Origin of the sequence: Pelagibacterium lentulum (assembly GCF_003992625.1) — a bacterium.
In the GTDB taxonomy this organism is placed as follows: Bacteria; Pseudomonadota; Alphaproteobacteria; order Rhizobiales; family Devosiaceae; genus Pelagibacterium; species Pelagibacterium lentulum.
The window spans coordinates 132,679-157,725 of sequence record NZ_RZMW01000008.1 but is presented as its reverse complement, the minus strand read 5'-3'; the positions used below and the strand labels follow the sequence as shown (position 1 = coordinate 157,725).

The following is a 25,047-nucleotide window of genomic DNA, read 5'->3' as shown; positions in this document are numbered from 1 at the left end:
ACAAAGATTTAGAGCATGTTGGGTATCTGTGAAATGCCTCCACGCGCTGGAGTTCAACTGTGGCCCTCACGACCGAACTCTGATACTGCGCTAGTTCAGATTCGAAGCGTAGCGCGCGGGCCGAACCGGGGCCGTTGTGCGCCACTCAGGTTTGCGTAAGATAGGGCCGATTTTCCATGTCCAGTTCAGGTTATTCCCGAGTTTTACTCAAGGTTTCCGGCGAAGCTCTGACAGGCGAACAATCCTATGGCATCGAGCCTGAATTCCTCAATGCCGTTGCTCGGCAGATCGTGGATCTCACGCGTCTTGGCGTGCAAGTTGCCATCGTTATTGGCGGCGGCAATATTTTTCGTGGCATGGCCGTGGCTGCAAAAGGCGGCGACAGAATTATCGGTGACCACATGGGGATGCTGGGCACGGTGATCAACTCGCTAGCCCTTGGCGATGCCATTCGGCGCGCTGGCGGGCGTCCGCATGTCTTTTCCTCGGTGCCCATGCCCTCGATTGCCGATACTTTTACGCAGCGCGCAGCCATTGCCGCGCTTGAGAGCGGTGCCACGGTGATCTGCGCGGGCGGCACCGGAAACCCATTTTTCACCACCGATACAGCGGCCGCACTCAAGGCGATCGAGCTGCGCTGCGACGTGTTGCTGAAGGGTACGAAAGTCGATGGCGTTTATTCCGATGATCCGGTGAAAAATGCCGATGCCACCCGTTTTGAAACCATCAGCCATGAAGAAGTCATTACGCGCGATCTACGGGTGATGGATACCGCCGCCTTCGCTCTTGCGCGCGACAACCGCCTGCCGATAATCGTTTATGCCCTTTCCGCACCCGAAGGCCTTGTTGGGGTGCTTGAAGGCAGGACGCCCAGCACCAGGGTAGGCTGAAATTTCCGCTTCTTGAATGTGCTTGATTGCGTTCTGGAAGCATAGACAAACAATTAAGACGGTTCGGACCAATATGTACGAGTCTGATCTGTTTTCTGGAAACCGACCAGTTCAGGGGAGTTGCTGATGTCAGAAGCGTTTTCACTTGAAAGCCTCCGCGCACGCATGAAGAAGTCTATTGAATCCATGCAGCATGATTTGTCCGGCTTGCGGACAGGGCGTGCCAGCGCGAGCCTGCTCGATCCGATTATGGTTGATGCCTATGGCAGCCCCATGCCGCTCAATCAGGTCGCCACCGTTTCGGTGCCCGAGTCGCGTATGCTCAGCATCCAGGTCTGGGATCGGTCCATGGCTGGTGCGGTTGAAAAAGCTATCCGCGAATCCGGCCTGGGTCTTAACCCAATTGGCGAAGGTGCTCTGATCCGCGTTCCGTTGCCGGAACTCAACGAAGAACGCCGGCGCGAGTTGTCCAAGGTCGCCCATCAATATGCCGAGCAGGCGCGCGTTGCGGTGCGGCACATTCGCCGTGACGGAATCGAGTTGCTGCGCAAGCTGGAAAAGGACGGCGAGATGGGGCAGGATGATGCCCGTGCGCAAACCGACAAGGTTCAGAAGGCAACCGACGATGCGATTGCCGAAATTGATACCTTGGTGGCAGCCAAAGAGCAGGAGATCATGCAGGTCTAGCCACCCGCACCGAACCTCACCCTCAACTGAGAGATGTAATGTCGAGCACCCAGGCGCTTGTTTCCAAAGAGCCCTTACTTGAGAACATCAAGGTTCCCAAGCATATTGGGGTCATAATGGATGGCAACGGGCGTTGGGCCAAGGCGCGCGGCCTTCCGCGTTCGGAAGGTCATCGTGCGGGCGTTGAATCGGTTCGCCGGATTGTCGAACTGTCGATTCGCTATGGAGTTCAATGCCTTACGCTCTTTTCTTTCAGTTCCGAAAACTGGCGCCGACCACCGGAAGAGGTCAACTTCATCTTCGGTCTGTTGCGTCGCTTCGTGGCATCCGATCTTGCGCGGCTCGCTGCGCAGAACGTACGCATCCGGATCATCGGTGATCGCGACAGCCTCGAAGCCGGGATGAAATCGATCATAGCGGAGGCAGAAAGCAAAACTGCTGCCAATACCGGGCTCGATTTGATCATCGCGTTCAATTATGGCGCCAAGGCGGAAATCATTGACGCCGTAAAGCGCATTGCCGCCAAGGCCAGGGCCGGCGAAATCGATATTGCCACAATCGATGAGGCCACGATCTCCCAGCATCTACACACCCAGGACTTGCCTGACCCGGACCTTATTTTGCGAACCAGCGGTGAAATGCGGCTGTCCAATTTCCTGTTGTGGCAATCGGCTTATTCGGAACTCGTCTTTGTGGAAGAGAGTTGGCCCGATTTCGATGAGGCGGTCTTTTTAAGAGCGCTCCAGGAATTTACCGACAGAGACAGACGGTTCGGCGGTGTGGAGTCGTGAAGGACGCAAAGGCCAAACCTGAAAAAAAGGGGAAGGGGCTGTGGCCATTCGGCCCGGACCTCATTCCGCGTCTGCTTTCGGCAATGATTCTTATCCCCTTTACGATAGTAGCCCTGATTGTCGGCTGGATTCCCTTTGCTCTTCTGATTGCGTTGGTCATGGCCGGTGCTTATCGCGAATGGGAAATCATGATCACAGGCCGTAAATCGAACTGGCCCATGGTCCCGATCATGGGGCTTATCGCTATGATCGCAATTGCCTATCCGATGAATGGCGCCTGGGCGAGTGCTGCGATTTTTGCTTTCGCTCTTTTGGTTGCCGCGTTCATTCCGGGCCCCAACAGACAATGGCGCATTGCAGGCTTGTTTTATTTTGGGCTGATAACAATGGCTTTCATGGCAATCCGGGGCAGTTCGCTTGCCGGCATCTGGGCTGGCGTTTTTCTGCTTGCTGTGACGTGGCTCACCGACACCGGCGCCTATTTTGTCGGACGCATTGTCGGTGGCACCAAGCTTTCGCCTGACGTCTCGCCGTCCAAAACCTGGTCGGGAGCCGCCGGGGGGCTGGCTGCGGGCACATTGGCCGGCTTGATCGTTTGGTTCCTGGCGGGCTGGGCCATGGATACGCCTTCACCTTTTGTAATCGGACTGCTGATTTCTGTTATTGTCTCCATCGCCGCTCAGGCTGGCGATTTGTCCGAGAGTGCGGTGAAGCGTCGCTTTGCGGTAAAGGACAGTGGCGATATTATTCCCGGACATGGCGGCCTGATGGACAGAATCGACAGCCTGACCATGGCAGCCCTCGTGCTTTGGTTCATCGGCTTGACGCACCGGGGATTTGGCGCCGTGCCGCAAGGCATTTTGTTCTGGTAACGCAACGCATCGCTCTGGCATAAGGTTACAGCGCGCCGCGTGAGAGGAAAAAGAACGTATGATCGGTTCCTTGCCGTTCTTTCTCAATTACATAATCCCGTTTCTGGCCGTGCTCACGGTTATCGTGTTTGTCCATGAAATGGGCCATTACCTTGTCGCGCGCTGGAACCGTGTCGCTATCGACGCCTTTTCCATCGGATTTGGGCCGGAATTGCTGGGCTGGAATGATCGGCATGGCACGCGTTGGCGCATTTCTGCCATTCCACTTGGCGGATATGTGAAATTCCGCGGCGACATGAACGCTGCCAGCGTTCCGGATCCCGATGCCGCAAAGGACCTGAGCCCGCAGGATGCTTCCCGATTGTTTTCCAACAAGACTGTCTGGCAACGCATGGCAATTGTCGTTGCGGGTCCTATGGCAAATTTTCTTTTCACCTTCGCAGTGCTTTACATCATGCTGGTCAGCTACGGGCAGCACACGCTGGACCCAACAATCGGCGAGGTTCTGCCTGGCTCGGCTGCCGAAGAGGCAGGCTTTCTGCCCGAAGATCGCATCCTTTCGGTTGATTCCTATGCCGTGCGTGGCTTTTCCGATTTCCAGCGTCTTGTTGCGACCTCACCAGACAGGCAGGTCCGGATCGTGGTTGAGCGCAACAGCCAGCCCGTCGAGCTTTTCGTAACCCCGCAACCGCAGTCGTCGATGACCAATTTCGGACGCGAGATCAAGATCGGCGTCATAGGTGTGTCGCGCAATGTGGGTGAGGACGATATCTTCCTTTATCATCCTGGCCCGATTGAGGCGGTCGGCATGACCTTTGAAGAAATGCGCTTCATCGTGGACCGTACGCTGGCCTTTATCGGCGACCTTTTTGTCGGTCGTGGCGATCTCGATCAGATTGCCGGGCCTGTCGGCATGGCTCAGATCTCAGGCGAGGTTGCGACCATCGGGCTGTTAGCATTGGTTAACCTAACTGCACTTTTGTCGCTAAATATTGGCTTAATTAACCTGTTTCCAGTGCCAATGTTGGATGGTGGTCATTTGTTGTATTACCTTTTCGAGGCTATACGCGGTCGCCCCTTGAGCCAAAGGGTTCAGGAAATCGGATATCGAGTTGGCTTTGCATTGGTGTGTACATTGATGGTGTTTACGCTGGTCAATGATCTTGTCTAGCAACGAAGGATCAAGGGCTTAACAGGTGTTGCATGATTGCATGACAGGGCGGATTTCCCGTCCAAATCGGGTGTTACACCTTGCTCGTTTGCCAAAAACAGGTAAAACGGGTCATCGGAAATCAGGGGGAAACCGTGCGTAACAGCGATTCCCGAACACGTCTCAAGGGCAAAGCAAGAATAATCATGACGAACTCTTCAAAGCTTTTGCACAGCGTTTCTCTCGCTCTGCTGCTCACTACTGCCGCACCGCTGATGGGAAATGCCGGGTGGGTGTTCGGCGCCAGTGAAGCGCAGGCCCAGACCGTTTCCCAGATTTCAGTCACGGGCAATGTCCGTGTCGATGAGGCTACCGTAATTTCGTATCTGACGATCCGCCCCGGCCAACAGGCGACTCCTGCCGCCATCCAGGCGTCGACTGCAGCGCTTAACCAGAGCGGGCTGTTCCAGGGTGTATCCATTGCCATGTCGGGCAGCACGCTGGTGGTTCAGGTTTCCGAGCAGGCCGCTGTTTCTTCCGTGCAGTTCCAGGGCAACCGTCGCTTTACCGACGCCCAGTTGAATACGATGGTCGAAGTGGCCAGTCGCCGGATTTACACTGCGGACGTCATCAACAACGACGTGCGCATGATCCAGAGCGCTTACGACCAGGCTGGCTACACCAATGTCAGCGTGTCGGCGCGCACCGAGCCGACGTCCGATGGTCGCATCCGCGTCATTTTCGATATCAACGAAGGCGATCGCGCCGGCGTTGCCGCCATCAATTTCACCGGCAACAATTCCATCAGCTCGTCCGCGCTGAAAAACACGCTCATCACCAAGGAATCACATCTACTAAGCTTCCTGTTCCGTGATGACATGTATGATGAAGACCGTCTGGCCGTGGACCGTGAGCGTATCCGTGTCTATTACGCCAATCGCGGCTTCCCCGATGCGCGCGTGCTTTCGGCTGTCGCTGAATTCGACGCTGAGCGTAATGCCTATTTCATCAACTTCACGATTGAAGAAGGTGAGCGCTACGACTTTGGCAATATTGCTATCGAAACCAGCATTCCAGGCCTGAATACCGATGCGCTGCGCGGAGCCATCAAGACCAATCGCGGCGCGCGTTATTCGTTGTCCGATCTTCAGGATTCGACGCAGGATCTCGCTGTTCGGGCCACTCAGCAGGGCTTTGCCTTTGCTGAAGTTCGGCCGCGGATCGATCGTGACATTGCCAGCAACACTTTCAATATCACCTATCTGGTTGACGAGGGTGCGCGCATTTACGTCGAGCGCATCAATATCACCGGCAACGACAAGACACGCGATTATGTGATTCGTCGTGAGTTCGATTTTGCTGAAGGCGATCCGTTCAACCGGACTCTGGTAACGCGCGGTCGCGCCGCTATCGAAGCGCTCGGCTTTTTCTCGAACGTGCAGATCACGTCGGCTCCGGGCAGTGCACCGGATCGCGTTGTCCTCAACGTCGCCGTTACCGAGCAGAGCACCGGTGAATACGGAATTGGTGCCGGCTATTCGTCGCAGGATGGCCTGTTCGGCGAAATCTCGCTGACCGAGCGCAACTTCCTTGGTCGCGGCCAATATCTGCGTCTCGCCGTTGGTCGTTCGGAAACCGGCGAAACCTACGATTTCAGCTTCACCGAGCCACGCTTCATGGGCTTGCGGATTTCGGCGGGCGTTGACGTATATCGCCGCGTCGTTTCGGAAGGCTCGCGCTTTGACTATGGTATCGAAACGAACGGCGGACGCCTTCGCTTCGGTCTTCCGATCGTTGAAAATCTGACGTTGCAGACGCATGTCGGCTTTGAACAGAAACGCTTCACTGACGAAGATACGCCTGCTGCTCCTGCCTATATCTCCAACACGCCAGAACTCGATAAGCTGACCGTTGGCTATACGTTGACCTACAACACGCTCGACAATCAGCAACGCCCGTCTGAAGGCATGGTTCTCAGCTTCTCGCAAGAATATGCAACGCTGGACCATAATTTCCTGCGTTCTGAAGCGCGTGCTCGTGCTTACTACCCACTTTGGGAAGAGATGGGCGTTATCGGCAGCATCCGCGGCCAGGCCGGTCTCATAACCGATCTTGACGATAGCGGCATACACCCGTCCGAAGCCTATCAGCTCGGTCCGAACTTCGTGCGCGGCTTCCGCGCGGCCGGCGTCGGTGCGCGAACCGACGTCGGAGATAATGCTGTTGGTGTTCTCGCCTACGCGTCCGCTTCTGCCGAAGTTGATTTCCCGATCCCGGTCCTTCCGGAAGCATGGGGTATCCGTGGCGCCGTCTGGGGCGATATCGGCTGGATCGACGACACGTTGCCAGACGTTGCTGGCGTAGCTGTTGGCGGCATCGGCGGCGATATCAAATCGTCCATAGGCGCCTCCTTGATCTGGCATTCGCCCATGGGACCGCTGCGCGGCGACTTCGCCCACGTCATCGACAAAGCGGAGCAGGATCGCACTTCGGTCTTCCAGTTGACACTTTCGACTCTGTTCTAGAGACGGACTGGACACCAGCCTTATACCAGCTTAGAACCGCGGTGCTTTTGCTCCGCGGTTTCTTTTTTAGGCCCTCAAATTGCCCGGTCAAAAGTGTAATTTATGCTGGAACTTCTCGTGCAGCTCATATCAAAGTAAGTTTGAAGTTGCCGTGATCGGCTAGAGCGTAACATATTAAATTGACGCCGATTTGCGTGATGCAAATTCGGTATTTTGAAATGGTCAGATGATCGATACACGTTTTCATAGTTTCACTGGCCCCATTTCTCTACCCGATCTTCTTTTGAAAAGTGGCCACGCCGATTTGGCTGAAAAGGCGGGCACAGAAGTAAAAATAACCGGAGCCAGTGATCTGGCCGAATCAAAGCCCGGCACCATCTCCTTTATTGCCCGCGCGGCCTTTGCCAGGAAACTCGCCGATGCCGCGGCGTCGGTTGTGCTTGTTCCTAATGGTTTTGAGCATCAACTTGCTCCCGGAACGGCCATTTTGCGCTGTGAGGACCCCTATGGGGTCTTTATCGATATTCTTAATGTTCTTTATCCTGACGATACACGGCGCATTACCGAAGCAACAGGCGCTTACCACGACGAGAACTATAAGCTCGAAGACAATGTGGTCATCGGGGCCGGCGCTGTCGTCGGCAAGGGCGCCGAAATCGGTTCGGGTACCGTCATTGGCGCCAACGCCGTTATCGGTTCTGGCGTGACCATCGGGCGCAATTGTGTGATTGGAGCAGGGAGCAAGATCGAATGTGCCCATCTTGGCAATGAGGTCGTTCTGCAACCAGGCGTTGTCATTGGCGCAGAAGGATTCGGGTTTCAACTCAAAAGCAATCGGCACAAGAAGATACCGCAATTGGGGCGCGTTATCATTCAGGATGCTGTGGAGATTGGTGCCAATACCACTGTTGATCGTGGCACCTTATCGGATACGGTTATCGGTGAAGGCACGAAAATCGATAATCTCGTTCAGATCGGACACAATTGCCGAATCGGGCGCAATTGCGTGATTTCCGGTATGTGTGGACTGAGCGGGTCCACAATTTTGGAAGATGGCGTCGTTATGGGCGGCGGCGCTGGAACCGCCGGACACATGACAATCGGAGCAGGCACAATTGTGTTGGCGAGAAGCGGCGTTTCGCATAGCTTCCCGGCAGGCTCCAACATCGGCGGCGCACCGGCACAGGACGTAAAAATGTGGAAGCGCGAAATCGTCGCTCTGCGGCGATTGTCTAAAGAAGGGGACAAGAAGTGAGTGGATCGTCTGACGACTCTATAACCACCAAAACTGAACTCTCAACGATGGAAATCGACGCCGTTCTCGCGGCGTTGCCGCATCGCTATCCCTTCCTGATGATCGACAAGATCATTGATATCGACGGCGATGAATCCGCTGTGGGCATCAAGAACGTCACCTACAACGAGCCTCAGTTTACGGGCCACTTCCCAGGCGAACCTATTTTTCCCGGTGTGCTGATAATTGAAGGCATGGCCCAGACTGCGGGCGCCATTGTGATCAATCTCGAAAACAAGGGTGGCGAAAAGCACATCGTTTACCTGCTGACGATCGACAATGTGAAGTTCCGCAAGCCCGCCAAGCCAGGCGACAGGCTCGAATACCACATCAAAAAGATACACCGACGCAAGACGGTCGGTCGCTACGAAGCAAAAGCCATCGTAAATGGCGTGGTCTATGCAGAGGCAGAAATTGGCGCAATGATCGTCAGGGATACCGCGTGACCTCTTCAGTTCACCCTTCCGCTATCGTTTCACCGAAAGCCAAAATCGGGAATAACACGACGATCGGGCCATTCTGCACGATCGGCGACAATGTTGTAATCGGCGACGATGTAACGCTCGTGTCCCATGTGTCGCTTGATGGGCGCACGACGATAGGCGACCGCACCAAACTCTATCCATTCGCCTCTATCGGCCACCCGCCTCAGGATTTGAAGTACGATGGTGAGTCCAGCACGGTTACTGTTGGCACCGACTGTGTGCTGCGCGAATACGTGACCATCAACCCTGGCACCTCCGGGGGTGGCATGGAAACGCGGGTTGGCAACAACTGCCTTTTGATGGTTGGCGTGCATATCGCGCATGATTGCCGCCTCGGCAATCACGTTGTCATGGCCAATCAGGCAAGCCTTGCCGGGCATTGTGTCGTCGACGATTATGTGCGCTTCGGCGGCCTTTGTGGCGTCCATCAGTTTGTTCGTATTGGTGCCCATGCTTTTGTGGGAGCAATGAGCTTTGTCGAGAACGATGTCATTCCCTATGGCTCTGTACTGGGCAATCGCGCTCATCTGGGCGGACTCAATCTCGTCGGCCTCAAGCGGCGCCAGTTCGACCGTAGTGCCATTCACGCCCTGCGCGCAGCTTACCGCATGATCTTTTCCAATGAGGGCACTTTGCGCGAGCGCATTGAGGACGCCGCTGAAATTTTCAAAGGCGAAAAGCTCGTCGAAGATGTGATCGAGTTCATTCGCCAGCCCTCAGAGCGTGCTCTGTGCATGCCGCGCAACGAGGCTGGATCGGAAGGCTGATATGGCAGGCCGGCTTGCACTCGTGGCCGGGGCAGGGGCCCTGGTGCCAAGAGCCATCAGCGCGGCACGCGCTGCGGGTTGGGAGGTAAGGGTGCTTGCCCTGCATCCGCGAGACGATCTTGCCGCCGAGAACCCGTTCCCGATCAGGGTTTCGCGCCCCGATCAGGTGCTGCGTGAAATTCGAAAGTTTAAGGCCACCCATGTTTGCGCGGTTGGCGGCATGCATATGTCAGATCGCGACCGCGAGACGCTATCGGAATTTGCCGGAGCCGAGAAAAAACAATCCCAGGGTGATGCCAAACTCTCCCAACTGGGTTCCATGTTGCTCAAGATGCTGGGCATTCCCTTCATCGGTGTGCATGAAATCGTCTCCGACCTGCTCGCCCCCGAGGGTATCATCGGCGGGGTGCAGCCCGACGAAGAGACGCTCGCGACCGCTCGTTTTGCGCTCGCCAAAGTTCGTGCCGCAGGTGAACTCGACCTTGGTCAAGCGCTTGTAGCCTCAGGCGCCCGCATCGTCGCGCTTGAAGATATCGGTGGCACTGATGCGTTGCTCGCGCGCTGTAGCCAATTGCGTCAGCGCGGGCTAATCGGCGATGGCCAGGCGCGGATCGTGCTCGCCAAGGCCTCAAAGCCCGGCCAACCGCTCCATGTCGACCTGCCCGCCATCGGTCCCGATACTGTAACCGGCGCACAGGCCCTCGGCGCTCAGGCTATAGTGGTCGAAACGGGCCGCACCCTGCTTATCGAGCGCGAGCAAATCATTGCTCGTTCCGATGCTGCCGGTATTGCGCTCATCGGGATCAGGCCCGATGACCAATAACCCGGCCAAACTGTTCATCCTTGCCGGCGAGTCGTCCGGCGATGCCATTGGCGCAGACTTGATCGCTGGCCTTAAGGCCCGCCAGCAAGTCGAGATTATCGGGGTGGGGGGCGAAAAGATGCAAGCCGAAGGGCTGGCTTCGCTCTTTCCCATTCATGATCTTGCCGTCATGGGCTATCGCGATGTGCTGTTGCGATTGCCGCTGTTGCTCTGGCGTGCGCGCCAAACAGTCAACGCGATCCTCGCGTCCCAGCCCGATATCGTCGTGCTGATCGATGCTCAGGTTTTTTCGCAGGTCGTAGCGAGCCGGCTGCGTAAGCGCAGCTTTGAAAAGCCGATCGTTCTTTATGTTGCCCCGTCCGTTTGGGCTTGGAAGCCGGAACGCGCCAGGAAAATCGCTCCACTGTACGACGAAGTGCTCGCGGTATTGCCATTCGAACCTTCCGCGATGGAACAGCTCGGCGGTCCGAGAACGAGCTATGTCGGGCATCCAGCGCTGGCCCGTATCCCCATGCGCGAGAAATTGCCCGCCAACGGCCCGCTTTTGCTATTGCCCGGCAGCCGCACCGGCGAAATCACCAAACATCTGCCGCTCATGCGCGCCGTGGGCGAGATGGCTCTCGCGCACGCGCGCGTCGATGAGCTTGTCATCCTTAGCACACGGGCGCAGCACGCGCGTATCGAGGCCGCTGTCGCCAAATGGCCAGTGCCCGCTCGCATCGTCAGCGAGGCTAATGCACGGCAGACCGTATTGAATGAAGCTGTCGCGGCTTTTGCGGTCAGTGGCACCGTAACGCTCGAACTGGCGCTCGCGGGCATTCCGCACGCCATAACCTACATTGCCGAAGGCGCCCAGGTCCGCATGTTCCAAAAGGCGATCACGCGCTTTGTCGGCCTGCCCAACATTCTCGCAGGCGCTGAAATCGTTCCGGAAATCCTTTTTGCCCACCGAGCCGAGCCTGAACGCGCCATCCATGCCGTCAAAGACCTTCTCGACAACCAGGCGCAGCGGCAAAGCCAACTCGAGGCCTTCAAGACGATCCGCGCCACAATGGAAAAAGGGGCGCCAGAGGCACCCCTTTCAAATCCAGTCGACCGGATTGGCGCGTGGATCAACGCTCGCTGATCGGCGTGTAATCGCGGGCAGCGACACCATTGTAAAGCTGACGCGGACGACCGATCTTCTTTTGCGGATCGCCGATCATTTCTTTCCACTGTGCAATCCAGCCAACGGTGCGGCTCAGCGCAAAGATCGCGGTGAACATCGATGTCGGGAAGCCGATCGCATCGAGAATGATGCCTGAGTAGAAATCCACGTTCGGATACAGCTTGCGATCCACGAAATAGGGGTCGCTTAGGGCAATCTTTTCGAGTTCCTGAGCCACCTGGAGCGTGGGATTGTTCTCGACGCCGAGCAGTTCAAGCACTTCGCGCGCAGATTCCTGCATGACGGCAGCGCGCGGATCGTAGTTTTTATAGACCCGGTGCCCGAACCCCATAAGGCGGAACGGATCGTTTTTGTCCTTGGCCTTTTCGATATATTCGGGGATGCGGTCGACCGTGCCGATTTCGCGCAGCATGTTGAGCGCGGCTTCGTTGGCACCACCGTGGGCCGGGCCCCACAGGCACGCAACACCGGCAGCAATACAGGCGAACGGATTGGCGTCCGACGAGCCCGACAGGCGCACTGTCGAGGTCGAAGCGTTCTGCTCATGGTCGGCATGAAGCGTGAAGATCCGGTCCATGGCTTTGGCGACAACCGGGTCGATTTTGTATTCTTCGGCCGGAACGGCAAAGCACATGTGCAGGAAGTTGGAAGCGTAATCGAGATCGTTACGCGGATAAACGAAGGGCTGGCCAACTGAGTATTTGTAGGCCATGGCCGCGATGGTCGGTATTTTTGCGATCATGCGGATCGATGCGATCTCGCGCTGCACCGGATCGGAAATGTCGGTGCTGTCGTGATAGAAGGCCGCCATTGCTCCTACAACGCCGGTTACGATTGCCATCGGGTGCGCATCGCGCCGGAAACCGCGATAGAAATAGTGCATCTGCTCATGCACCATCGTGTGTCGTGTTACGCGATTGGAGAAATCGGCAAGTTCGTTCTTTTTGGGCAAATCGCCGTAAAGCAGCAGAAAGCAGACTTCGAGGAACGAGCTTTTTTCGGCCAGTTGATCGATCGGATAACCGCGATAGAGCAGTTCGCCCTTGTCACCGTCGATATAGGTAATAGCGCTGTCGCACGCGGCTGTGGACGTGAAACCGGGATCGTAGGTAAACATGCCGGTCTTGGCGTAAAGTGACCTTATATCAATGACATCTGGGCCGACGGTGCCGTTGAGGACCGGAAACTCGAAGGTTTCTTCACCAATGGTCAGTTTCGCAGTTTGATCGCTCATATGGCGCCTCCCGACTAGCCATCCCGGCGGGTCAAAGCGGTCGCTCTCACTGGCACGGGGACTGTTTTGTTGAACCGTAAAAAATGTCGCCTTTCGGTATCCGATTTATGTGACGTATGCAACTACGTCATACTTCTTGACGTATAGGTAAAACGAATATCTGATCGGAGATCAGGCAGCGACTTTCGCGGCCTGATCCTTCAATCGGCCGAGACTTTCGCTCTTGCCGATCAGCACCATCACCTCAAAAATGCCGGGCGAAACCGTTCTGCCTGTCAACGCCGCGCGTAACGGCTGCGCCACCTTGCCCAGCTTGACGTCCGATGTTTCTGCATAGGCTCTTACGCAGGCATCGATCGAGGAGACCGACCAGTCCTGCAGCGCCTCAAACTGTGGAACCAGTGCGGCGATATGCGCCAGCCCCTCCTCGCCCAATAGGGCGGCTGCTTTTTCCTCAAGGGCCAGCGGGCGCTCGGTATAGATGAACTGTGCGAGGTCGATGAGTTCAAGTACCGTCTTGGCCCGTGGCTGCAACTCGGGAATTGCGGCCAGGGCAGTAGTCTTATTGTTGACCAGCCCCAGATAATCAGCATTCCGCCCCAGTTCCGAGGCTGTATCGACCATCACTTCATAAAGCCGCACAGGTTCGGCTTCCCGGATATAATGTCCATTGAGGTTGCCCAGCTTCACGAAGTCGAAGCGCGAAGCGCCTTTGTTGAGTGCCTCAAGCGAGAACCACTCGACCATCTGAGCGGTCGAAAAGATTTCGTCGTCCCCATGCGCCCAGCCCAGCCGCGCCAGATAATTGCGCAGTGCTTCGGGCAGGTATCCCATCTGCCGATAGGCCTCTACGCCCATGGCGCCATGGCGCTTGGAAAGCTTTGCGCCATCCGGCCCATGGATCAGCGGAATATGGGCCATTACGGGGACGTCCCAACCCAGGGCCTGATAGATCACGATCTGGCGCGCCGCGTTGGTCAGATGGTCGTCACCGCGAATGATATGGGTAACACCCATGTCATGGTCGTCCACCACAACGGCGTGCATATAGGTTGGCGTGCCGTCCGACCGCAGGATAATGAAGTCGTCAAGATTCTGGGCCTTGAACACCACACGGCCCTGAACCTGATCCTCAACGACGATTTCACCACTCTGAGGTGCCTTGATACGAATAACCGGCTTAACGCCCTCGGGCGCTTCGCTTTCGTCCCGATCCCGCCAGCGTCCATCATACCGGGGGGGCTTGCCCGCTGCACGCGCCGCCTCGCGCATTTCAGTCAATTCTTCGGGCGAGCAATAGCACTTATAGGCCTTACCCTGTGCCAGCAACTGCATTGCAATTTCGGCATGTCGGTCTGCACGTTCAAACTGGGAAATGGGCTCGCCGTCCCAATCCAGGCCAAGCCAACTCATGCCATCAAGAATAGCGCTCACGGCGGCCTCGGTCGACCGCTCCCGGTCGGTGTCCTCGATACGCAGCAGCATTTTGCCGCCCAGCTTGCGCGCATAGACCCAATTGAAAAGAGCCGTACGGGCGCCGCCGATATGCAGATATCCGGTAGGTGAAGGAGCGAAGCGCGTAACGACAGGCTGTGACATATTAAAAGGACCGTTTGGAGAAATTGTGAGCCCGTGTGTACCATAGCAAACGGCAAGCGCAAGGGCGGGGGCAAGCGCAGCGATGGTTCATGGCATATTGATCGGGGATAGCGGCTCGAAAACGCCGCCCGGTTGGCGCCATCGCATGGGCGATCTATCAAGAGGTCTGGCCATTTCGATTGCGAGGGCGGCCGATTTTGCGCTCGAACAGCGCCGCTTCTTTCTGCTCGTTCCTTTCGCATTGATCCTGGGCCTGATTGCCTATCGGATAATGCCTGGCGAGCCAACGGGAACTGTGTGGATTGCAGGCACCATGTTTGTCACGCTGTGCGCCATCGCCTTCCGGTCGTCGGGCGTCTCCCGTCGCCTTGTTCTGTTTCTCACCTGGATATGGATCGGAACACTGGTGCTGCCTTTGCATGGCGCCCTGTGGGGCACCAAAATGCTCGAAGCGCCACGCTACGGTATTTATGAGTTCACGATCGACCAAATCATATTTGACGATGGAAACAGCCAGCGCTGGATTGTTTCACAGATTGTGGCCGACCAGCCGCGCAACGATCCGGGCGTCAACCGGGCACGCCTTGCAACCCGCGATATTTTTGCCGTGGAGCAGGGTGATACAATATCGGCCCGTGTTCGGTTCTCTCCAGTTCCGCCGCCAATCGTACCGGGTGGCTATGACGCACAATTTGTCAGCTATTTTCAGTCTATTGGCGCCTATGGCTCTGTGCTTGGAAATGTTGAAGTCCACCATACTATTGATACCGGCTTTGCCGAAATGGTTGCCTGGGTTCGTGCCGAAATCGGTGCTCGTATCTTGACGGTACTCGACGATCGCATTGGCGGGGTCGCAACAGCTTTGATTACCGGCGATCAAAGCCGGCTCGATCCAGATGAACGCGCTGTGATGGCATCAGCGGGCTTGGCCCATGTGCTTGCGATTTCCGGGCTGCATCTCACAATCGCTGCCGGTAGCGTCTTTGCTGTCTTGCGTCTGGTTCTCAGTGCCATCCCAGGCATTGCTGAACACTATCCGATCAAACGTATTGCAGCATTTGGTGGCATTACGACCGCTTTTGCCTATCTCTTCATTTCCGGCATGGGCATATCCGCCATCCGCGCAACCATCATGCTGTGTCTGGTCTTGGGAGCGGTCATGGCCGGTCGCCACGCTCTGACCATGCGCAATGTCGCCATCGCTGCAATCCTTATCGTGCTGGTGGATCCGGCCAGCATTTTTCGCGCCAGTTTCCAGCTTTCATTCGCTGCCGTTATTGCACTGATTGCGGCATTTGAACTCGCCCGCGATTCACGTGAGAAAAAGACATACGAAACCAGCAAACTGCTGCGCTTTTTCAAGGAGATTGGCGTCACCAGCATTATTGCCGGGGCTGCTACGATGCTCTTTACCGCCTATCATTTCCAGCAGACTGCGCCTTTCGGCCTTCTAGGCAACCTCATGGCAATGCCTATCGTCACACTTGTAATGATGCCATCTGCTTTGATCGCAACGCTTATGATCCCGTTTGGCCTTGAAGGACCGTTCTATCTCATCATGGGCTGGTCGATCGAAGCAGTGCTTTGGTGCGCACATTTCGTGCAAACGGTGAGCTTCGGTTTCGATCCAAGCCCAATACTCGCGCCCTCTGCGCTTGTCGTCGGCCTTGTTGCATTGGCCTGGTTAGCCTTTTTCCAATGCAGAATACGCATCTGGGGACCGGCCCTCGCCGTCCCCGTCATCTTCGCCTTTTGCACGGAACCGTCTCCGAATGTCCTGATCGCCGATTCCACCCAAGCGACCGTCGTACGGCATGAGGGCGCTCTTGCCCTGATTGCGGGACGAAACAACACCTTTGCTACAAATGTCTGGTCGGAGCGCTATATAGAGTCCATCGCATCCCGCCATGACGTCACCAATTGCGATGGCCTAGGCTGCGTGATTTCTGCTTCGGAGGGCTATACCGTAGCGCTGGTACGCGACCCTGCTGCCTTCAATGAGGACTGCGCGCTGGCCGATCTGGTCATCACAAGAATGCCGGCGCCGCCTTCATGTAGCGATATGGCCTCGGCCGTTATCGACGAAACAGCACTGTCAACCCATGGAACTCATATGCTCTATTGGAACCGGGCAAGACAGACCTTTCGCATCAAGCCAACGGTCCCAGACCCGAACCGGCCCTGGCGCCCGACCTACGTTCCCAATGGGCAAGAATAAGATCGACTCAGTACCGACACAGTTCAATAACGGCGGATAAGCCCCACGAGTCGGCCCTGAACACGCACGCGATCGGGCCCGAAAATCCGCGTTTCATAGGCCGGATTGGCCGCTTCCAGCGCCACGGCATTGCCCCGCTTGCGCAACCGCTTGAGGGTGGCTTCCTCGTCATCGACAAGTGCAACCACGATTTCGCCATTGCCAGCCGAATCCTGCTTGCGGATCAAAACCGTGTCACCATCGAAGATTCCGGCATCAATCATTGAATCCCCGCGCACTTCCAGCGCGAAATGCTCGCCTCCACCCAGCATTTCAGGTGGTACGGAAATCGAATGGGAATGGGTCTGGATGGCCTCAATGGGCACACCGGCAGCAATCCGTCCCATGACCGGGACTGTAACTGGGGCGCTGCTGTCTTCCGAACTGCGCAAAACCGGCCGCGGCGGCACCTTACCCAGGGTTCCCTCAATAACGCTCGGCTCGAACTTTGCCTTGCGTCCGCCGAGCGAGGGATTCATCGAGTCAGGCAACTTGACTACCTCCAACGCCCTTGCCCTGTTGGGCAACCGCCGGATAAAGCCGCGCTCCTCCAGCGCGGTGATCAGCCGATGAATGCCGGACTTGGACTTGAGATCCAGCGCTTCTTTCATTTCATCGAAAGAAGGAGGAATGCCGCTTTCCTTCATGCGCTCATGAATAAACATCAGCAGCTCATGTTGTTTGCGCGTCAGCATTGTCGGCCTCGCTCCCGGAGTTCAAGAGAATCGGAACAAATATTGAACACTTATACATGTTCCACTATTGTTCCGCAAGTCATGTGGCCATAACCGCTTCTCAGTTCTGCTCGATGTCGCCGATCCGCCGTGATGCTGTCGACCAGGCAAGTTCTGTTGCGCGCGCGATAATGGCCTCAGCCAGCGCGAACAATACCGTGTTGGCGTCCCACACCCGCTCCACTGAAATCCGGCATGGCAGCACAATTTTCGCATAGCGTGACAACGGTGAAATCCACTCGTCGGTAATCAGGATAGGAAACGCCCGCCGCGCCGCAAGCGCCTCCGCAGTCTCATACAGATCGGTATCGTAGCGCCGCACGTCGAAAAACAGCACCGTATCGCCCGCCTTGATGTCAAGCAACTGATCCTGCCGTGTCGCCGGGCGCCCATCGAGCCGTCTGATGCCGGGGCGCACCAGCCTCAGATGCGCTTCCATGTAACGCGCGATCGCGTCGGTAAAGCGTCCGCCCACAAGGTGGCACGCGGTGCGCTGCTCGGCAATCCGGGCACATGCGGCCTCAAATTCCGAAAGCGGAATACCGCCCACAGAGTTGCGCAGGTTCTCTATTGTCTGATCGAAGAAGCGGTCGAGAAAATGGTCCGGATCGCGTGCAGGCACCTCATGGCTGCGCTGCAATGGCGATTTCGTGCGCTCTTCAAGCTCATCGCGCAGCGCCCGCTGAAACTGCGGATAAGACGCAAAGCCCAGCCGCGAGACAAACCGCAAGACGGTTGCCGGGCTGGTGCCCGCAGCGTTGGAAAATTCAGCTACCGGCGCAAAACCCAGCATGGGGTAGTTGCCCAGCAGCGCCCGTGCCGCGCGCTTTTCTGCAGCGGTCAGCGCAATCATCGCATCATGGATGCGGATTTCGACGCTTTTCGGCACCATTTTCGCCTCGCATTCTGAACCATACGTTTCAGTATTGACATATATCGCATTTCCCGAACAAATATTACAAGCGTTAACAACGCTGACGTGTTGCAGAGGGGATGTAACCGGTGCAAGAGGGAACTGCCGTTGCGGTAATCAACGCGGAAGGGTGTTCACCATTCGTTCTGGTGTGCGATCATGCTTCCAACTTCATTCCGCCCGAGTTTGGCGACCTTGGTCTGACCCAGGCCGAGCGGGAAAGTCACATTGCCTGGGATCCTGGCGCACTCGCTGTCTGCGAAAGGCTTGTCGAACTGCTCGATGCGCCGCTCGTTGCTTCAAAAGTTTCCCGAATCGTCATCGATTGCAACCGCGACATCGATGCGCCAGACCTCATCTGGACGCTATCCGAGGCAACCCCCGTTCCTGGCAACCTCAATCTCACTGCCGCCGAGCGCCAGTCCCGGATCGATCGGTTTCATACGCCGTTTCATGCTGCAATCGACGATCTGCTCAACGCCCGCGCGAGCAGCGGGCAGCGTACGGTCCTCGTCTGCATGCATTCGTTCACACCGATCTATCTCGGCATTGCGCGTCCATGGGAGATCGGACTGATCCACGGTACGGGCCAGCGCTATTCGCGCGCCTTGCTGACACAGCTTGAACAGATCGCGCCAGAGGTCCTGATCGGATGGAACGAGCCCTACGCGGCGCTCAATGGTGTCACGCTCACGCTTGAAAAGCATGGCGATGGGCGTGGGCTGGATGCCACCATGATTGAAGTTCGCAATGATGAAATCGCAGATGACGCGGGTGTAGCGGTTTGGTCAGAGCGCCTGGCGACGGCGCTTGTGTCCGCCCTTGCGGTCATCGATTCAGCTAGCGCGTCGGTATCGGCGGGAGGGGCGCAGCATGCTGAAGGCGGTTAGGGGCTTTGTCCGTACGGTCGATGCGATCAACGCCTTTGTTGGCAAGTTCGCCATGTATCTGCTCTTCGTGCTGGCGGCCATTCTGCTTTATGCGACTGGCTCCCGCTTGTTTCTTGGTGTGCCCATCAACTGGTCGCTGGAGATGAGCCAGTTCGTCCTTTCGGCCTATTATCTTCTGGGTGGCGCTTACTCGGTGCAGATGGGGTCGCATGTCCGCATGGACCTGTTCTACAGCCGCTGGACGCCGAAAAGCCGGGCTGCAATTGATGCGTTCACGATCATTTTCGTTATTATCTATCTCGTGCTGCTGCTGCGCGGCGCAATTTCCAGCACCGAATACTCAATTACCTATAACCAGCGCAATTATACGTCCTGGGCGCCGGTCCTCTGGCCGATCAAGGTCATTATGACCACCGGCATCTTTCTGATGCTGCTCCAGATGATTTCCCAATTCATCAAGGATATTGCCTTGGCCAGCGGGAAGCCGCTGACATGAGTTCCGAATTCATCACCCTTTTCATGTTCTCGACGATGCTGGTGCTTCTTGTCACCGGCCAACGGGTCTTCGGCATCATCGGCTTTGTCGGTGCCATCGCTGCCATGTGGCTTTGGGGGCGCGGCGCGGTTGAAATGCCTTTCAACGCGGCATTTCAGGTACTCAACTGGTTCCCGCTGATCACCGTGCCCTTTTTTGTCTTTATGGGGTTTATTCTTTCCGAAAGCGGCATCGCTTCCAATCTTTATCGCATGTTCCACATTTGGTTCGGCTCTATGCGGGGCGGACTTGCCTTGGGCACCATTGGCCTTATGGTCTTGATTTCCTGCATGAATGGGCTGTCGGTTGCGGGTATGGCGATCGGCGCTACTGTTGCGCTCCCGGAGCTTTTGCGCCGGGGGTATGACAAGCGCATGGTCACGGGCGTCATTCAGGCGGGCTCATCGCTTGGCATTCTCGTTCCACCCAGCGTCGTTCTCGTGCTCTACGCAATGATTGCGCGTCAGCCTGTCCTGCAACTTTGGCTTGCAGGCATCGTTCCGGGTCTGATGATGGCCGGGCTGTTCAGCCTCTATATTTATCTGCGCTGCCGCATTCAGCCAGAACTGGCCCCCGCAATGCCGGAAGACGAACGCGCCGCGATCACCACTGCGGATAAAATCAAGGCCCTTGGGGCAGGGCTGTTGCCGCTTGCGGTGTTCGGCACCATGATGGGATTGTTTTTGACCGGCGTAACCAGCCTTGTGGAAAGCTCGGTTGTCGGCGCCACAATGGCCGTTCTGGCCGCCCTAGTCACGCGACGTCTCACGTGGGAGGTTTTCCAAGAGTCCACGCGTCGCACACTTGCCATTTCCTGCATGTTCCTATGGATCATCTTGGCCGCATTGTGCTTCAGCGCGGTTTATGACGGGCTGGGCGCCATCCGCGCCATCCGCGGGCTGTTGCTCGATACCTGGGTCCTCGATCCCTGGTTCATCCTGATCATGATGCTGGCCAGCTTTCTCGTGCTCGGCATGTTCCTTGACGATACCGCCATGCTGGTCATCGTGGCACCGCTCTATATTCCGCTGGTCATCACGCTCGGTTTCAACCCGATCTGGTTCGGCATTCTCTACACGATTACCTGCCAGATCGCATATATCACGCCGCCCTTTGGTTACAATCTGTTCCTCATGCGCGCCATGGCGCCGCCAGAGATCAGTCTAAGCGATATCTACCAGTCCATTTTCCCGTTCGTGATGCTCATGGTGCTCACGATCGTCATTCTGATGATCTTCCCTGATTTGGCGCTCTGGCTGCCCAATCTCTATGCGGGGCGCTAACGGCGGGACGGACAATGATCTGTAAATGCAATCAACTGACGGAGGCCGAACATAGGCAAGACTGAAGGTGGGAAAGCAATCGCGGTCTGAGTGGGAACGGCAGGGCTGCCGGATGAGGCCGCATCATGACTCAAAGGAAGGGAATGCATCATGACTGACAAGATAAAGACGACACGTCGCGGCTTTTTCAAAAAAGCCGGCGCTGTAACGGCCGGTGCCGTTGGCACCACGGCTCTGGCTATGCCTTACGTAAAGGCGCAAAGCCCGATCCGTTGGCGGGTTCAGACCTATGCCGGCCCGGCATTGGCCGAACACGTTATCCAGCCGCAGATCGAAGCCTTCAACAAGGCCGCGAACGGCGAAATGGAAATCGAACTCTATACAGCCGACCAGCTCGTGCCGCAGGGCGAGCTTTTCCGCGCCGTTCAGCAGGGTACGTTGGACGGAGCGCAGTCGGACGACGATTCCATGGCATCCCCGGTCGATGTCTCCGTATTCGGCGCCTATTTCCCGTTCGCCTCACGTTACGGACTCGATGTGCCGGTCCTTTGGGAATGGTACGGCCTCAAGGAAATCTGGGAAGAGGCCTATGACGAGATTCCCGGCGTAAAGTGGCTCAGCGCCGGTGCATGGGACCCCTGCAACTTCGTAACCACCCGCGCCATCAACTCGCTTGAAGATCTGCGCGGTCTGCGCGTCTTCACCTTCCCGACAGGCGGACGCTTCCTTGAGCGTTTCGGCGTCGTTCCGGTCACTCTGCCATGGGAAGACATCGAAGTTGCGATCCAGACCGGTGAACTCGATGGCGTTGCATGGTGCGGTGCCACCGAAACCTACACCGTAGGCTGGGCGGACATTACCTCGCACTATCTGACCAACAACATTTCCGGCGCCTGGGCGGGGTCGTATTTTGTCAATGAGGACCGTTGGAACGAGTTGCCCGAGCATCTCCAGACGCTCTACAAACTCACGATCGACTCCTCGCACTATTACCGCCAGCACTGGTATTGGTGGGGCGAAGCACACTACCGCACCACCGGCGGCAAACTGGAACTGACGACAATCCCCGAGTCCGAATGGCAGACCGTCGAAAACGAAGCGATGGCCTTCTGGGACGAGGTTGCCGAAACATCGGATCGCAACCGCCGGGTCGTCGAAATTCTCAAAAACTACGCGGAAACCATGCGCGCTGCCGGCGCGCCATATCGCTACTCTTGATCCTTTGGGGGATGCCGGTCGCGCAACCGTTCAAATGCGCGGCCGGTTCTAGAAGCCAACAATAACAAAACCGGGAACTTCAAATGACCGCCTATAGTCTTGACGCGCTCAAATCCGATGTCGCCCTGGGAAGGATCGATACCGTCCTTGTCTGCTTTCCGGATATGCAGGGGCGGCTGATTGGCAAGCGGTTTCAGGCCGAATTCTTTCTCGACGGTGCGCTCGAAGAAACCCATGGCTGCGACTATCTACTGGCCAACGACATCGACATGGAACCGGTGCCGGGCTATGCGGCCGCAAACTGGAAGCAGGGCTATGGCGATTTCGTCATGCTGCCTGATCTCTCAACCCTGATGATTGCATCATGGCTTGAGGGCACGGCTCTGGTGCTGTGTGATCTTGTCGATCACCATCATCGCGAGCCGGTGCCCCATTCGCCACGCGCCATCCTCAAAAAGCAGCTTGCGCGGCTTGAGACGATGGGCCTGACCGCCCATTTTGCATCCGAGCTCGAATTTTATCTTTTCGATGAGGATTTCCGTGCGCTCTATGAGCGGGGCTACACCAACCCAAAAACGGCGGGCTATTACATCGAAGATTACCATATCTTCCAGACGACCAAGGAAGAGCCGGTCATGCGCGCCATCCGGCGGCAACTTCAGGCATCTGGTATTCCGGTTGAGAACTCCAAGGGCGAGTGGGGCCCAGGGCAGGAAGAGATCAATGTCAAATATGCCGAGGCCCTCACGATGGCCGACCGGCATGTCGTGATCAAGAACGCGATCAAGGAAATCGCGCACGCGCAGGACAAGGCCGTAACCTTCATGGCCAAGTGGAATTATGATCTCGCCGGATCGTCGAGTCATATCCACATGTCGCTGGCCAAGGACGGGCTGAATATATTTGCCGACGACACCGACGAGTTCGGCATGTCACAGCTCATGAAGAGTTTCGTTGCCGGGCAGATCAAGTACGCCGACGATATCACTTGGTTCCTCGCGCCCTATGTCAATTCATACAAGCGCTTCCAGGCTGGCACGTTTGCACCAACCAAGGTGATCTGGAGCCGTGATAACCGGACGGCCGGTTTCAGACTTTGCGGCGAGAATACCAAGGGCGTGCGCATCGAGTGCCGTATCGGGGGCGCGGACCTAAATCCCTATCTCGCTTATGCCGGTCTTATCGCCGCTGGCCTCAAGGGCATCGAGGACAAACTCGAACTCGATCCGCCCTATGCAGGCGACGCATATATCGGCGAAGATCTTCGTGATGTTCCCAAAACGCTCCGCGCTGCAATTTCAGCACTCGAGGGTTCGACCATGCTGCGTGAAGCCTTAGGTGATCAGGTGGTCGATCACTACGTTCATACCGCGCGTTGGGAACAACTCGAATATGATCGTCGGGTCACCGATTGGGAGGTAAAACGCGGCTTCGAGCGCTACTGACATGCCGCAATCAAAATCTTGCCGCATAATTTTCCGTTAAGCGGCGATTTTGAGAATTTAACCCGAGTAAATTGGTCGAAACTTTCCGTTAAGCGAAGGAATTCCAGCCTATGACCGATATGGTCAAAATCATCTCTCCCATCGACGGCAGCGTCTATGCCGAGCGTCCTTATGCCGATGGCACAGCAATCGATGCGGCGGTTACTAAAGCCAAAAGCGCCCAAAAAGAATGGGCTCACACGCCTATCGCCGAGCGCGCAAAACTGGTCGGCGCCTTTGTTGATGCGCTGCTGGCCCAAAATTCCGAGATCGTTCCTGAACTTGCCTGGCAAATGGGCCGTCCCATCCGTTTCGGTGGGGAATCGCGCGGCATGGAAGAACGCGCGCGGCACATGATTGCCATTGCAGAACAATCGCTTAGCCCGATCATTCTACCCGAGAAATCCGGCTTTGATCGCAAGATAGTCCGCGAACCGCTGGGACTTGTCCTCGTCATAGCCCCATGGAACTATCCTTACATGACCGCAATCAATGCCATCATCCCCGGATTGATGGCTGGCAATGCGGTTTTGTTAAAACACGCCAGCCAGACGCTTCTTGTCGGCGAGCGCATTGCTATTGCAGCAAAAACAGCCGGTCTGCCCGAAGGAGTGTTCCAAAATCTTGTTCTAAGTCACGGTGATACCGAGAAACTCATAGCGTCCGGATTAATCGACCACGTCCAGTTTACCGGCTCGGTTGAAGGCGGACGAAGGATCGAAAAAGCCGCCGCGGGCACATTCGCCTCGCTCGGCCTTGAACTTGGCGGCAAGGACCCCGCCTATGTCCGTGCCGATGCCGATCTTGATGCCACGGTCGACAATCTAGTCGATGGCGCGTTTTTCAATTCGGGGCAAAGCTGTTGTGGAATTGAAAGAATCTATGTTCATTCAGAGCTTTACGACAACTTCCTTGAGCGTTTTGTAGAAAGTGCAAGGGGTTGGACCCTCGGCGATCCACTGGACAAATCCACCCTCGTCGGGCCGATGGCGCGCGCCGATTTCGCAGATCACGTGCGCAGCCAGATCGCTCAGGCCAAACGCAGTGGCGCCTCAACCTTGCTCAACGGCGAAGACAGGGGCGAAGGCTCACCCTATCTCGCCCCGGAAGTCATGGTGAACGTCAATCATCAGATGTCGGTTATGCGGGATGAGAGCTTCGGGCCTGTTGTCGGGATCATGAAAGTTGCCGATGACGCCGAAGCCATCGGCCTGATGAATGATAGCCCCTATGGTCTGACGGCTTCCGTCTGGACTCGGGATCTCGATGCTGCTGCCCGACTGGCGCTCAAGATCGAAACGGGCACTGTGTTTGCCAACCGGTGCGACTATCTCGATCCGGCGCTCGTCTGGACCGGGGTAAAAGACACAGGCAGGGGCGCGGCACTGAGCGAACTTGGCTACCATAGCCTGACACAGCCAAAATCATTGCATTTCAAGGCGGTATAG

At 56.6% G+C, this 25,047-nt stretch carries 22 protein-coding genes; 18 read left to right on the top strand and 4 right to left on the bottom strand.

The genetic code is table 11. The annotated features are described in order from the left end of the window. Positions 1-176 precede the first annotated feature (176 nt). The 11 genes from pyrH to lpxB all read left to right on the top strand — a co-directional run bounded on the left by pyrH (position 177) and on the right by lpxB (position 11,410). Positions 177-890: a UMP kinase gene (gene pyrH / locus EO133_RS02505; protein ID WP_127071095.1), complete on the top strand. Its 714-nt coding sequence runs from the start codon at positions 177-179 to the stop codon at positions 888-890. 126 nt (positions 891-1,016) lie between these two features. After that, complete coding sequence (gene frr, locus EO133_RS02500; RefSeq protein ID WP_127071094.1) at positions 1,017-1,577, top strand: ribosome recycling factor; 561 nt, start codon at positions 1,017-1,019, stop codon at positions 1,575-1,577. Positions 1,578-1,615: 38 nt separating this feature from the next. Next, the gene (locus tag EO133_RS02495; RefSeq protein WP_127071093.1) at positions 1,616-2,368 is read left to right on the top strand and encodes an isoprenyl transferase; all 753 of its coding nucleotides are present in this window, start codon (positions 1,616-1,618) and stop codon (positions 2,366-2,368) included. Beyond that, positions 2,365-3,240 (top strand): phosphatidate cytidylyltransferase, encoded by an 876-nt coding sequence (locus EO133_RS02490; protein ID WP_127071092.1) that lies wholly within the window; start codon positions 2,365-2,367, stop codon positions 3,238-3,240. The genes EO133_RS02495 and EO133_RS02490 overlap by 4 nt, the downstream gene beginning before the upstream one ends. Positions 3,241-3,298: 58 nt before the next feature. Then, positions 3,299-4,411 carry an RIP metalloprotease RseP gene (gene rseP, locus EO133_RS02485; RefSeq protein WP_127071091.1) on the top strand — a complete coding sequence of 371 codons (1,113 nt, stop codon included), beginning with the start codon at positions 3,299-3,301 and terminating at the stop codon, positions 4,409-4,411. Between the two features lie 185 nt (positions 4,412-4,596). After that, entirely contained in the window at positions 4,597-6,915 is a 2,319-nt protein-coding gene (gene bamA, locus EO133_RS02480) for an outer membrane protein assembly factor BamA (RefSeq protein WP_127071090.1), read from the top strand. Between the two features lie 226 nt (positions 6,916-7,141). Continuing rightward, positions 7,142-8,170, top strand: a complete 1,029-nt coding sequence (lpxD, locus tag EO133_RS02475; RefSeq protein WP_127071089.1) for a UDP-3-O-(3-hydroxymyristoyl)glucosamine N-acyltransferase — start codon at positions 7,142-7,144, stop codon at positions 8,168-8,170. Positions 8,171-8,217: 47 nt separating this feature from the next. Then, entirely contained in the window at positions 8,218-8,655 is a 438-nt protein-coding gene (gene fabZ / locus EO133_RS02470; protein ID WP_127071239.1) for a 3-hydroxyacyl-ACP dehydratase FabZ, read from the top strand. After that, on the top strand, positions 8,652-9,461 hold the full coding sequence (gene lpxA / locus EO133_RS02465; RefSeq protein WP_127071088.1) for an acyl-ACP--UDP-N-acetylglucosamine O-acyltransferase: 810 nt from the start codon (positions 8,652-8,654) through the stop codon (positions 9,459-9,461). Before fabZ ends, lpxA begins: the two co-directional genes overlap by 4 nt. A gap of 1 nt (position 9,462) precedes the next feature. Continuing rightward, positions 9,463-10,284, top strand: coding sequence for an LpxI family protein (locus tag EO133_RS02460; RefSeq protein WP_127071087.1), 822 nt, complete (start codon positions 9,463-9,465; stop codon positions 10,282-10,284). Continuing rightward, on the top strand, positions 10,274-11,410 hold the full coding sequence (gene lpxB / locus EO133_RS02455; RefSeq protein ID WP_164734848.1) for a lipid-A-disaccharide synthase: 1,137 nt from the start codon (positions 10,274-10,276) through the stop codon (positions 11,408-11,410). The genes EO133_RS02460 and lpxB overlap by 11 nt, the downstream gene beginning before the upstream one ends. Here lpxB and gltA read toward each other — a convergent pair. Then, complete coding sequence (gltA, locus tag EO133_RS02450; RefSeq protein WP_127071085.1) at positions 11,397-12,686, bottom strand: citrate synthase; 1,290 nt, start codon at positions 12,684-12,686, stop codon at positions 11,397-11,399. The genes lpxB and gltA overlap by 14 nt on opposite strands. 171 nt (positions 12,687-12,857) lie before the next feature. Then, positions 12,858-14,285: a glutamate--tRNA ligase gene (gene gltX, locus EO133_RS02445; RefSeq protein ID WP_127071084.1), complete on the bottom strand. Its 1,428-nt coding sequence runs from the start codon at positions 14,283-14,285 to the stop codon at positions 12,858-12,860. A 145-nt stretch (positions 14,286-14,430) separates the two neighbouring features. On the opposite strand from gltX, the gene EO133_RS02440 reads away from it, so the two are divergent. Continuing rightward, positions 14,431-16,503, top strand: coding sequence for a ComEC/Rec2 family competence protein (locus EO133_RS02440; protein ID WP_164734847.1), 2,073 nt, complete (start codon positions 14,431-14,433; stop codon positions 16,501-16,503). A 23-nt stretch (positions 16,504-16,526) separates the two neighbouring features. Here EO133_RS02440 and lexA read toward each other — a convergent pair whose 3' ends face one another. Both lexA and EO133_RS02430 read right to left on the bottom strand, forming a co-directional pair. Further along, on the bottom strand, positions 16,527-17,237 hold the full coding sequence (gene lexA / locus EO133_RS02435) for a transcriptional repressor LexA (protein WP_127071082.1): 711 nt from the start codon (positions 17,235-17,237) through the stop codon (positions 16,527-16,529). A 100-nt stretch (positions 17,238-17,337) separates the two neighbouring features. Continuing rightward, positions 17,338-18,168, bottom strand: a complete 831-nt coding sequence (locus EO133_RS02430; protein ID WP_127071081.1) for a MurR/RpiR family transcriptional regulator — start codon at positions 18,166-18,168, stop codon at positions 17,338-17,340. A gap of 110 nt (positions 18,169-18,278) precedes the next feature. On the opposite strand from EO133_RS02430, the gene EO133_RS02425 reads away from it, so the two are divergent. From EO133_RS02425 to EO133_RS02400, 6 genes are all read left to right on the top strand, one after another. Next, positions 18,279-19,079 carry an N-formylglutamate amidohydrolase gene (locus tag EO133_RS02425; protein ID WP_127071080.1) on the top strand — a complete coding sequence of 267 codons (801 nt, stop codon included), beginning with the start codon at positions 18,279-18,281 and terminating at the stop codon, positions 19,077-19,079. Further along, on the top strand, positions 19,063-19,575 hold the full coding sequence (locus EO133_RS02420; protein ID WP_127071079.1) for a TRAP transporter small permease subunit: 513 nt from the start codon (positions 19,063-19,065) through the stop codon (positions 19,573-19,575). Before EO133_RS02425 ends, EO133_RS02420 begins: the two co-directional genes overlap by 17 nt. Then, positions 19,572-20,897, top strand: coding sequence for a TRAP transporter large permease (locus EO133_RS02415; RefSeq protein ID WP_127071078.1), 1,326 nt, complete (start codon positions 19,572-19,574; stop codon positions 20,895-20,897). The genes EO133_RS02420 and EO133_RS02415 overlap by 4 nt, the downstream gene beginning before the upstream one ends. A 150-nt stretch (positions 20,898-21,047) precedes the next feature. Beyond that, positions 21,048-22,115 carry a TRAP transporter substrate-binding protein gene (locus EO133_RS02410; protein WP_127071077.1) on the top strand — a complete coding sequence of 356 codons (1,068 nt, stop codon included), beginning with the start codon at positions 21,048-21,050 and terminating at the stop codon, positions 22,113-22,115. A gap of 83 nt (positions 22,116-22,198) precedes the next feature. After that, on the top strand, positions 22,199-23,560 hold the full coding sequence (locus EO133_RS02405) for a glutamine synthetase family protein (RefSeq protein WP_127071076.1): 1,362 nt from the start codon (positions 22,199-22,201) through the stop codon (positions 23,558-23,560). Between the two features lie 110 nt (positions 23,561-23,670). Further along, positions 23,671-25,047: an aldehyde dehydrogenase family protein gene (locus EO133_RS02400; protein ID WP_127071075.1), complete on the top strand. Its 1,377-nt coding sequence runs from the start codon at positions 23,671-23,673 to the stop codon at positions 25,045-25,047.